At 32.6% G+C, this 12,589-nt stretch carries 8 protein-coding genes; all 8 read right to left on the minus strand.

The annotated features are described in order from the left end of the window. Positions 1-293 precede the first annotated feature (293 nt). Positions 294-1,766: an LlaJI family restriction endonuclease gene (locus RSX31_RS11805; protein ID WP_315634660.1), complete on the minus strand. Its 1,473-nt coding sequence runs from the start codon at positions 1,764-1,766 to the stop codon at positions 294-296. Positions 1,767-1,770: 4 nt separating this feature from the next. Continuing rightward, positions 1,771-2,883, minus strand: a complete 1,113-nt coding sequence (locus tag RSX31_RS11810) for an AAA family ATPase (protein ID WP_299742112.1) — start codon at positions 2,881-2,883, stop codon at positions 1,771-1,773. A gap of 3 nt (positions 2,884-2,886) precedes the next feature. After that, positions 2,887-3,627, minus strand: coding sequence for a hypothetical protein (locus RSX31_RS11815; protein WP_315634661.1), 741 nt, complete (start codon positions 3,625-3,627; stop codon positions 2,887-2,889). A 75-nt stretch (positions 3,628-3,702) separates the two neighbouring features. Further along, on the minus strand, positions 3,703-5,409 hold the full coding sequence (locus RSX31_RS11820; RefSeq protein WP_315634662.1) for a DNA cytosine methyltransferase: 1,707 nt from the start codon (positions 5,407-5,409) through the stop codon (positions 3,703-3,705). A 68-nt stretch (positions 5,410-5,477) separates the two neighbouring features. After that, a complete protein-coding gene (locus tag RSX31_RS11825) occupies positions 5,478-7,250 on the minus strand; it encodes an AIPR family protein (protein ID WP_315634663.1) in 1,773 nt (590 codons plus the stop codon). Between the two features lie 13 nt (positions 7,251-7,263). Then, positions 7,264-8,286, minus strand: a complete 1,023-nt coding sequence (locus RSX31_RS11830) for a PD-(D/E)XK motif protein (RefSeq protein ID WP_315634664.1) — start codon at positions 8,284-8,286, stop codon at positions 7,264-7,266. After that, positions 8,279-11,044 carry a Z1 domain-containing protein gene (locus RSX31_RS11835; protein ID WP_315634665.1) on the minus strand — a complete coding sequence of 922 codons (2,766 nt, stop codon included), beginning with the start codon at positions 11,042-11,044 and terminating at the stop codon, positions 8,279-8,281. The genes RSX31_RS11830 and RSX31_RS11835 overlap by 8 nt, the downstream gene beginning before the upstream one ends. A 16-nt stretch (positions 11,045-11,060) precedes the next feature. Beyond that, positions 11,061-12,572: an ATP-binding protein gene (locus RSX31_RS11840; protein WP_315634666.1), complete on the minus strand. Its 1,512-nt coding sequence runs from the start codon at positions 12,570-12,572 to the stop codon at positions 11,061-11,063. Positions 12,573-12,589: the final 17 nt, after the last annotated feature.

The following is a 12,589-nucleotide window of genomic DNA, read 5'->3' on the forward strand; positions in this document are numbered from 1 at the left end:
TTTTCATTTAGCTGTATTCTTTATAATCTAGGAAGTACTGATTAGCAAGAACCTTTGTTTGCATTTTTTAATACACTTCCGCAAGGAACATTGTGGCACTTAAAACTCTCGAGTTGACCATATTTGTATAAAAAATAGAAAAACGTATGAAATCTGATTAAAAATCCTTGATTTCATACGTTATATATTAAATATTTAAAGATACTCCAACTTACTCCTGATTATATTATCTATCAACTATTTATATTTGTTGCTATCATTCTACTTCTCAATAATTGGGTGATTTTTCACTTTTAAAGATTGAGCATCGACAAATCTAAGGTTCTTCTACTTAGATAAAATTCAAACATTTTTTTTGCTGGTAATTGCAAGACCTGGATATCCTGGAGTCCCAAAGAACTTAGGATATCCATTTTCACTGTACCTTTATTGACTATAGTATTAGTTTGAGCTGGTATTAAAAAACTATTTTTTACCTCATTTATATTATGGTCTATCAAAAAACTTTTGTAAGCAAGTTGATATAAATACTGTTTAGTAACGTCATTTACACCTGGTTGACCTCTTAGGGGCTTTATCTCTTCCAACTGTATATTATAATATTTCGCATCTAAAATAATGAATTTATAACTATCTCCTTGATGCCCTATAGTAATAAGATCAGGAACAAATGTATCCTTTGCAGACTTATCAAATGTACCTCCATCTGCCTTATTTCCTTTCCATAACGGTTTTTTAATTAAATCTATTAATCTATCTTCTGGATGATAACTATCGAGTAATGTTATAGGTAGTACTAATTGGTTTAGAGGTGTATATAATTTATTGTTAAAGACTTGTTTACAAACGTCTTCCCAAACCAAGTTGAAATTTTTGGTACCAAACACACTTATTCCATAACTATCTTCTAAAGATCGATTATGCGCTACATAAGCATATAGAGTTTTTAAGAGTATCTGCTTTCTTGTATTAAATTGAATACTCAATTCTGACTGTAGCATGTATAAGATATAATCAACATCTCCGAAGTCTTCTAATACATCTTCTGATAAAGAAATTGAAACTAAATCAAATAAATCAAGTAGACCTGATGCTTCAAGTTGCTTTGAACACTCTGTAAGTACACACTCATGGAGACGTTTAAAATAACTAAACTCATCGTCAACAGTTTTTCTAGTGAATAATTCCATATAATATGGTCTGTTATTACTTAAAATTGAAAAACTTTCATTAATTGTCTTATCCCATAAGATTTCTCCCTCGCCGTTCACTTCAATAATATTTTCACTATTGTTATAAATTCCGTTTTCATGATAGTCATTGAGAAGGAAGATTATTACTGCTAATAAATTGAAACTGTTATTTTCAGAATCGCCATTATACATATTAATAATCTGCTCTTTAGTACCATATTTGCTTATAACTTTTAAAACTTGTTTCATTTCTTCGAGCGATACAGTTTCTGTACTCAAATATTTCGGGTAACATTTTATAGTCCGGGAACCAATAGTAATCACTCCTACATATGTAAATACGTATAAATGTGAGTCATTACTACTTTCCTCATCAATTATTTCTATATCCTCATCTACTAAATCTGATAACTCTCGCTGCTCAGAATTATTTTTAACAACCTTTAAAACCCCAAACGCCTTCAAATTCTTTATAAATACTACAGCTTGTTCAGAAGATAATTTAAAAATCTTCTTCAATTCACTTTTGGTATACCGTTTTTGCTCCTTGACATACTCAGATACAAGCTCCATTTTCTTACACACCTTGATGATCATATAATTCTCGGAAATCATCACCAAAAATTTCTATACCAATTCTATCAAAGGCATCACAAACTGATGAATACATGCTACTATCACAACCGCTAAATAGTTTGTGTTTATGAAGTTTTGCAGCATCCTCATAGAGATACATAATGACCTTACTCTTAAAGGCCTTTTTGAATTTTTCTGGGTTGATAATTAAGTCATCGGTGTCATTAGTTTTAATTAATTTCTTTGACAAGAAAAAAGGTCCCATAAGCTTGTCTTCATTTACTTTATAATCTTTCACCAATTTTTCATTAATAGCTTTACGTAGACAATTCCATTCTACCTCTAGAGCGTGAGTACCAATTCCCAGTGTGGTTTTACCCTTGATAGAATCATCATTTTGATTAATTCCAATATACTCGAATTGCCAACGTCTCTTAAATGCTGTATCCATTGGGAAAACCCCTTGATCAGCACTGTTCATTGTAGCCCAAATAAACATATTATCTGGAATAGTGATTTTACTGAAATCATCAGGTGACCCTCCCAGCTCTTTAGCTAAATATTTCCGTATATCTTTACTAGTATGAATTTCATACTCACTTGTATTATCATCATCTCTATCAAGCAATTGAAAGATATCCCCAAAAACCGCTGCAACTTTGGCTCTATTTAATTCCTCTATTAAAAGTAGGTGTGGTTGTGGATCTTCTGTTACGCCACTCTTTAACGCATCTACATAAATACGCATAAATGGACCTGGCACATATTCATACCTAATTTCTCCCCTAGTATCCCCATGTTCATCAACTTCATCTTCAGTGACAGGTTTATACGTGCCTACAAAATGATTATATGTATACTCTGGATAAAAAGTAACACGTTCATAAGTTCCATTAGTGCCCGATAATAAAGTTTCACAATCACTTTTTAAACTATGACTTTTCCCAGTTCCAGGAGCTCCAAACACTATTCTGTTACGCTCAAATGGAGAATCAAAACCAGTATTAAATCTTATATTTAATGCATTTGACGGATTTAATTCATTAAGTATCCTTTGCAAACGATTAACATCCTGGTTTATTTCGCCTAATGTATTTTGCTCAAAGTTATTCATTTATTATTCCTCCTCCTCATACACATTATCTATTAGAGCCGTAAAATACGGTAAATAAGTGGCATTCAACTCTATATCTCTTCCTCTTTGTTCAAACAGATTGTACTGAATCAACAATTTACTAGTATATGTATATGCATTCCTGTTGTACGCGATTTCAATATCTTCACTACCAAATTCTCTATTCCTGTATCTCATAATAACGTTATCCAAATCTGCCATGGTATTATCTTGCATAGCAGTGCATAACATGAAAAACTCTTCCTTATTCATCGTTCTATAATTAAAGAGAAATTTTACCATTTCCTTATATATCTGTTCTTCACTATAAAATAAATGATAGAATTGTATTTTCGCGAATTTTTCGTAAATGTTCTGGATAATTGATATCGCTAAATCATTTTCAATTTCTTCTTCACACTTAACTTCAATTTTTAAAAATTGAATAAAACACTCTCCAGATTTAGTAAATAGATTCCTCGTATTAATCTTATGTAATCTGCTACCGCGCCATTGGCAATTCGCTCGATTGATAATACCAGCTTTAATCATAAATGGAACTATCATTCTGGTTTCTGAGTCACTACAACCGCCAGCAATTTCAATACTTCTTTGTACATCTTGATATTTTATCAATCCCAGTTCGTCATTTTCTTCAATCCATTTAAAAAAGTCAATAAATGATTGCTTGTACTTTGGTGTATATGAGAATCCGGAACAACCTGAAACACCTTTTAATATCATGTCACTTCACCACTTTATAATTTTTTAGGACCAACTCGTATATTAATAGAGGTGGTACTGCATTCTTTTAAATGCTTATACATTGATTGGTACCCTACATAATAGTTCTCTTTCTATACTTCCACGGACTTCCATACCCAATGAACTAATCACACTTTCTGCAATAAAACGAGCTAATATCGGTGGAACAGCATTACCAACCTGTTGATATTGTGCATCTTTACTACCTTTAAATATGTAATTATCTCTAAAAGATTGTAGTCTTGCAGCTTCTCTTATACTTATAGCTCTGTCCTTCTTGGGGTGTGACCACATTGATTTTCTAACATTTACAACAGTGTCAGATGCTCGATTATAACTCATTTTTTTGTAAATAGTATTCTGAGTTCTTTTAGAATCTGTAAATGTTGTTTTAAGAGAATCATCTAAATCGTGAAAATTTTGGCCTTCTTTTAGCGTCTTAAAACGAGTGATTACTAACTCAGTAGAGTTTGTAACTACATGATTATGCAAATTATCATAACTAGCATTCAGGTAACAATTTAACTGATTATTGGGTATTCCCGTAGAATTCTTTACAATTAAATCATTAATCACGTCTATTCCAGGTTCTATCTCTTCAAGGTCACCTATTGCATCTTTTATAGTAAAATATTCATTTTCTTCCTTAAATATAGGAGTAGGTAGCTTAACATCATTACCTTCCAATAATTCTTGTCTTATTCCAATTAATACTAGCCTTCTTCTAGTTTGCGGAACACCAAACTGAGCTGCATTAAAAATACAGTCATCTTCATTCAACTTATATCCTAAACCTTTCAGTTTAGCTAATACATATTTAAATACATTGATTGTATGTAGCTCCAGTACCACTTGCCCATTTCTACAATCAAACTTGTTAAATAGAATTTCATTATCAAAGACTTCTTTCATTTTAGAGATAATTCTCTGAGTTTCCAACACGGAAAATAACGGTTTTAAAATATCAGTTTGTTTAATTTCCCCTTTTAAGAATTGGGATAACACATTTTTTAAATCAAACCATAATTTCTGAAATTCCACATGCCAATACTGGCAAATTTGATCTTCCCACCTATGTAGTAAGTTTTCAAAATATTTTTTGTTTATAGAGATATATTTTTCAATATCATCTTTATGTGGCTTACTTGCTTTGCGATAAATCATATGTAATTTAGAGAATAAATCATGACTTATCAAGAAAGGGGACAATTCAACCTGTTTCCCCTCTTTTTTTACTATAAATATAAAGTCCTTCAGATAACCGAATAGAGGTGTTTCTTCCCCAATGCAAATTTGTTCCACATCTAATTCTATATTTAGTGATTTTAACTCTTGTATGTCATCATTTTCAGTCAGAAAAAATTTATGTTTACTAGAACTCATATTTTTTACATTTTCCATTACAAAAGCTTTTGGCCTAATACATTCAATAGCCCTTAAGTATTCTTTAACTAATTGATTATTATTAGAAATCAATGTGTTTTTCTGTCTATTTGCATTTGAAAATCCTTGACAAGGCGGACCTCCAATTATAATATCTATTCTTTCAAAGTTTTCTTTCAACCTCCCTGATTTATCAAAATACTCCAATTTAGTGATATCTGAAATTAATTTTACGTTCCTATGATTTGTCTTGTAAGTTTCTTTAGCGAATTTATTTATCTCAACTGCCATTTTAATTTCATATTGGTCTGTTTGGATAAATCCGTCACTAAGTCCTCCAGCGCCAGCAAACAAATCTAACACATTAAGTTTTGCCATCTTTGTGTTTCCTCTCTAAAAATTACTAACTGCATGTATATAAATGTTAAAGGGTGACCTAAGCCACCCTACATTGCATATTCGTCATTCTTAACCATAAAGGAGGTTGAGTCTATTTTTTTCTGTTTTAGAGTTTCCCAACATTCTTTCTTTTTACACCATTGAGTAACATTAGAATTTCCATCCGGTGTATCCGTTATATGATCAAAAACAGTCTGTGCTAAATCCCTAAAAATAATGAGCAATTTCTGATCTATCTCTTGATTTTCCCATATGGTATTAAAATCTATTTCGCCCTTGTTTATATAAGAAAAATATGCAATTGAATACGTAACAATATTTGCTTTGTAGCCGCCAAAATCCAAGTCTTTTACAACTTTATCTACTGCTTTAAAAAGTAATGCTTTTGCAATCATGTGCTTATAAAATTTTTGATCAGGTAGAATGTTCTCTTCCTTCATGAGCTCAATAAACTCCAAAAAATTAGTTTCAGCACCTTTACTAACTATGTATGGATACTGCCTCCATGACATCTCATATTTTGCGGTTTCTGTTTTTTTAATTACTTGTTTTTTAGGATTTTGATCCTCAAATGCTTTCTTTCTCGCTGGAGTACCTTGCCTATTTACCTCAACTAAGTATTGACCCCGAGCACGTTCGTAAAACCACTTTGTCGTCCCCTTCCCTTTAAATCCTTTGGTAGGTACCCAAATGGTTCTGGACAGGTTTTCTATAGCCACTTGGAATGGATCATTGGCACTTAAGTCAGATACAGAAATTTTATTCTGACTATTAGCATATTTAGAAATCGATGAGACAATCTCTGCACTTTCTACATTATCTTTTATCACTGTTAATTTGATTTGTACAAAGACATTATCCAATGGGATCTTCTTTTTCAAAGCTTGATACAGAGAAGCTGTTGTCTGTCCACCATTGACAACTTGCCAGCCAATTAATTCCTTTACGTAATACATATTCACACCATCTGTACGAACTATATTAGCATCCTCTGCGACAGTTGATATCCCATTATTGTATGCCATAAACATAAAAGGATCATTATTAATAGTATCTCGAATTCCTCGATTAATTTTTCCTCTGGCTTGAAGAAAAGATCGAACGTTTTTTTCTATTAATCTTTGCCCCCAATGATCATAAATACGGGCTAATAACTCTCCGGACATAATACCAACATAACAGTCGTAAAAAGGATTATTATCTGGGGTTTTAACTAGTGAAACTTTTTGATTAAAATCTTCCTCGAAATTTATTTTCAACTGCTCTAGTCCTTTATTTTCATGTACAAATTGAAATAATCTTTCAATATCCCAAACGTGAAAGGTAACTTTAACATTATCAATTATTTTATCTTCAGGAATTTCGTTCACAGCAATACCATTGGTTAAATAGTAGATTTTCAGTTTTCTAATTTCTTTATAGTTTCTTTCTAATATGTCTGCAAATTCGAATACTTCTTGATTAGATTCTTCTATTTGGTTTTTGAATCCACTCACTGACTGTTGAAAAAATTTCAATCCTTTATTACAACCTTTTTTTAATGTAGCCCCATTGACTTTTCTCGTTGGAGACAATTTATCAAAATCAGCAACAAAAATTGAAATGGAATCGAAATCTTCTGTATATTCGTAAGCGTTTATTTTAATTCCTTTTCCAGTCTTTTTGTAGTTACAGATCTGATAGTCAAAACATTCTTCAGCATCAACTAAATAATCACAAAACTTCTCCATGAAAATATTTTCTGCTGATTCCATTTCAGTTTCAGTAGTAATTAATACATCTTCAAGAAAGTTTTTTGCAAAAGATATAGTATCTCTCATACTTATCCTCCCTTCAATTTAAATTTATCACTTCATTTTTAAAATCTACTTTAAATGGTTCACATGCTGAAAGTTGTATAGTATAGGAAACATCACCTACACCCTGTGGTAGATTATTTGATAGTAATCTAGGGAACCCTGGTTCAATTTTAAAGGAGAACATATCTAAAACTAAATATCCTTGTGAGTATAATTCAGATTGTTCCTGCAGATAACCAAGATTAAATAATTTTTCCTTAAAGAGTTCAACTAAGAAAGGCGCATCACATAACATATGCATAATTTGCATTATTATCTCTGGTAAAGTTTCACCACTTTCTACCTTTCTGAGTCTAATTGCTATTAGATATAGGTGATTAATGCCTTCATCGTCTAATTGCATTTCATTACTTATGGATACTTTATAATGCTTTTTTGAAGTAAAGGTCTTTATTTCTAATGCTCGATCAGAAAATACAAAATCATGAGGTTGTCTCTCAGGTCCTATCCAACTATTGATTATTGTATTTGAATCAGCCGATGAATTTGCTAGTAGTTCTTTTAATACCTGCAACTCACCATAAATCCCTTGTTGAGCTTGTACTGATAAACCTTCTCTACCATTAAGAGAGAAGAAATATTTCCATCTCTCCAATGTTCTAATCAATTTTTGAAACATATCATGATGCTTTTTCAGGCCTATAAGTTCTTGACAAATATCGTTAATAATAGCTTCAAATATTTTATAGTCGTTTTCATGTTGATGTTGAAGGACTAAGAACCACTTGTTATGCAATCCAGCAATTTCAATAGATGTATTATATTGATCTATTATTAATCCGTTCCAAGTGGGAAATTTACTAAATATTTCTTCTGTCAATTTTTCATTTAGTAAAATAAAAAGATACTTGGTATTTGTTTTCAAGTTTAATCCTATAAACAAAGGGACGTTCGAATTACTATCAATATAGCGCAATACTAGATTATTAACTGGTTCTACTTCCTGACATGAAGTCTCTCTTAATAAATCCCCAAATAGATCACTAATATTAGGCATTTTGCTCCTCCAGCTCAGAATATACATTATTCACCACATAGTCCACAGCAACTTCCGGGTAATTTGTCTCTGGGAATACAAGTGCAATTCCAATTGGTTGAATTCCGTTAGTATCTACATTTTTAAATTCTCCAGATCCTCCAGTATCAATTGGATATATAACTAATAGTCCTTTTTTAGGATCTCGTAACTTCGCCCTGATTTTTTGAGCCTTGGTTTGAAAACTACCTTTGTCTTCATCTTTAAGAAACTTCAACTTATCCATTTGATCCTTATTAAAGTCAAGATATTCATGTTCTGCAGACATTAACCGTTTGACTGAAATAGTTTTGTCTGTTGATGACCAATTTGTAATTGTTCTAGTGATACCTTTTCTTAAATCTCTTAGTCCTCCTAACTTATTGTATTGGTGATCCTCTTCACCTGTATTAATTACACACACGGTCCAATCTGTTAATTCTCCATTCACAAGCTGTTTCTCTATATATTTCTTTAGAAATAAACTATTTGCTCTTGGAGCAGATGGCGCGGTTTTGTATTGTGAGAGGAATTCCGTAACACTTTCACCCTTTACATTTGGCCAGAAATAATGATGAGAGGAACCACCTCTTTGCATTTGCCAAAATTCCTTTTCTGGTGCTCTAAGTTGTTTTATAAAACGATCCGTCACGGAAAAGTTATGAGCAAATTTATCTGGATCTATATCAAAAACCGTTGTTTCACTAACTGTATTTCTATAAGACAATTTTTGTCTTTGCCCCGACCTCATTTTTAACTGGCTAGTAACCAACATAGTAGGGTGTGTCTGTACCCTTAAACCAAATTCAGCTGGTGTTGCTCTTATTGACGCCATGTAATCGATTTCCGCTCTTAATTCTTCAGTTGCTATAGCTATATGTCTAAACCATGAGGCAAGATCAGAAGTCGTGAAAATTCTACAAAGGTCTAAATACCCTGGGCGGTAACCGAACCAACGACCCATTTGCATAAGCGTGTCATACATCTTACTTGCTCTAAGGTAGTAGCTAACTGTTAGCCCTTCCAATGTTAATCCACGAGAAAGTTTATCTCCACCTATCGCTATAACATTTAACCCTGTTGATTCATTATCTTTATAGTCTAAAATATCACCACTAGAACCATTGATTTCATTTACTATTATACTTTCGACTGTTGGAATCAATTCACTAACGACTTCATCCCATGAATGTATAGGTTCTTTAAGTTTTTCAGAAGTAGGTACAATATCATCAAAGAATAGTTCCTTTAACTGTTGTAAAATTGAAGTAGACTCACTTGTTTCTCCATATCTAATTCTATTCTTAATAGTATACATTTCTTCTTTCACTAACTCGGCCACATGATGTTGCACATCTTTAAATCTCGTCACATGAATGAGCATGGAGTTGTGTACTTTCCTTTGGCCACGAAGCCTTCTAATAGTTGTAGACAGGACAAAGGTTAATATGGCTTTTTTTAAACTGTCAGGTAAAGCAACAGGGATGTGATCCTTTTTGTGTTTTAAAGGAACAAAGTTTTCATGGTATAGAATTGGTTCAATTAACAACATATTATCTTCTTCATCTTCCTCATTTAACCGAAAAAATTCAGAGGGCCCTGTATAATTAGATGGCTTCGGAAGACTCATAATAAAATCTTTTGGAAATAGTTCAGATCCATATTTATCCGTACCTGCAGTATTATGCACAAAAATATTAGCAAAAGGAGTTGCTGTATACCCAACATAAGCTTTCTGCTCAAACGTGTTATATATCTCTCTGATTAGTCCATTTATCTTTGTAGGATTATAATCATCACTTAGTTGTCCATCCTCATCATAAAGTTCAGATGTATTAATGGAAGCTTGATCAGCTTCATCATCAATTAATAACATAGGAACATCAGGAACAGTTTTATGGGGGGCATCTTCTGAAGCCATACGTGCTAGTAAGCTATCATTTCGAAAGTAGTTAAGCACATTCTGTAAAACGCTTGCATTTTTCTTTACAACTAATAAAAAGGGTTCTACCCCTGGTTGAACATTTACTTTCCTAGCAATCGATCTACTAAAATCTCCACTATCATCACGGGTAGTTAATGTATTAATTCTTAAAAAACCTTCACCAGGTAAAGTGCTGACCCCAATTAACTTGTTATTATTAGGATTTTGACTTAAGATACTCGTTTCGTATCCTAATACTTCCTCATCCAGCCTCATTTGTGTCTGACTTCTAAGGCTATTATGCATACCTGCTAAGACTATTACTAGTTTATATCCCATATCAATAGCTTTATTAATTAAACCAGTGAAGTTTCCCGTTTTTCCCGATTGAACGTGTCCGACCACTATTCCCCGCCGATCATACTTGTTCCCTTTTATTTTGGGATCTTCTAGTTGGTCAAGTATACGATCAGTTGTTTCGTCCAGACTTTGTATAACCTTTTGAGGCCAGTGTTTCTTCTCATTTAAATAACGTTCGTATCTACGCCAGAACTTCAAATCTTGCTTACCTTTTTGCTCATAGTACCAAGGAATATGTTCCATATCATTTTCATTAGTCAGAAGAGCATCTTCGTCTAAGCTAATATTTATTGATTCTAGTAAACTGGCGCGTAAACGCTCTTCTTCTAGGCCAGGATACATCGGAAGAGTCCTGTCAATAGCTTGTTTTAGAGCATCTTCGCTATTAATGTTTTGTGTTTCAAAAGACTTGTATAGCAATAATCCCATTGTTCTAGCATCATTAAAATTCGTCATAAAATAGCCTCCTATATTATTCGTAATAACCTTCTAAAGATAATGAGACTAATTCTGGATGATGCTTATAAGGTTCAATATTATTTAATTGGTACAGAATTTGATCATCCGTATAATTTAATAACCTCATAGCATAAATAAGATCCTTTAGACCATTAAGTAAGTTATTTTTTTGATCCTTTGTTAATTCACTTGTGGTATTCTCATTGGTTGATTCAGTTGTAGGATTATAGGCCATCAGATTTACAGGAGCATTCTCCTCAATTAAAGACAAATAACTATTCAGTAGTCTCTCATCTATAGAAAGATCTTCTAATAATTTTAATAACATTGGATGAGATTTATTAATTTTATAAAACGACTTACCATGTTTATAAATTTGCTCCCATAGATGTGCATTCTTATATTTCATTTGATTATTTCTCTCACCGATTACCTTTGTGCCTCGATGGTAAAAGGTTTTATAAGAAGCGTTTCTAGTTAAGAGTCCTATTCTTTTAATCTCTGGTAATAACTCTTGTGGTGGTCGAGCAGTTGATTTCTTGATATCTATCTGCCAATTAAAATCAGATTCACTCGTAATATCGATTATAATTCTTGCTAATTTATAGGGCTCTTCTTTACGAAATAAATTTAACCAGGTCCCTGCAACTAAGAGTCTTTTATTTCTGTATATATAAAATCCCTGTTGTGCATTCCACCCTTTAGGACCTTCTCCATAATCATATTGATGTTTAGTAATTTTAGAATGATGGGGTAATACGAAAGCCGAGATTTTTATCTTTTGATTCCCATCCATGAATGGTTCGTCTATTAATTCTTGAGTAGCATCTACATCAAGAAGATACGGATCCCACGGCTCAATTGGGCGTCCATTTATTAAAATGGCAATTGAATTTTTACCCTTGAGAAATCTATGAAATACCATACTTAAATGTTTTTCTAATGCATTAACTTTTGACAAAAATGCATTATAGCCTTTTGGAGTATAATGATCACCAACTACACGATCTAGGTTTTCTAACAGAACAATCGTCCCGTGAGTTTCTTCTGATAAATTCCCTAAGCTTGATAATGAAATTTCATTGTAAGCTTTCTTTAATAACGTCCATTTTCCAGTCTCATTAATAATATCTAAATCCCAACAACGCACGTAATCGTTACCACTTTTTCTTTTCGTTTTTACAGTAAGTCGTCTTGCTTGAGAGAACGCTGCGGTTTTAAGCCCCATACCAAAACGTCCTAAATCTTTAGGATCGCGAGTTTCAAGAGGGCTTTTCGAACCAAATTTCATAGCCTGAGTTAGTTCCCCTTCATCCATACCCCTACCGTTATCTTCAATTCTTATATAATTATTTTTCTCATTCCAATGGAATGTAAGTTTAATCTTGCTCGCATCTGCAGCAATACTATTATCTATGATATCTGAAATTGCTGTTTCCAAATTGTATCCAATAGACCTCAACGATTCTACTACCGAGGATGCCTCTGGTTGTACATTTTCATGATCATACCCAAAATATGACAAGCTACCACCACCGTTCA

The sequence above is a fragment of the Rossellomorea yichunensis genome, from assembly GCF_032337515.1.
Taxonomy (GTDB): Bacteria; Bacillota; Bacilli; order Bacillales; family Bacillaceae_B; genus Rossellomorea; species Rossellomorea yichunensis.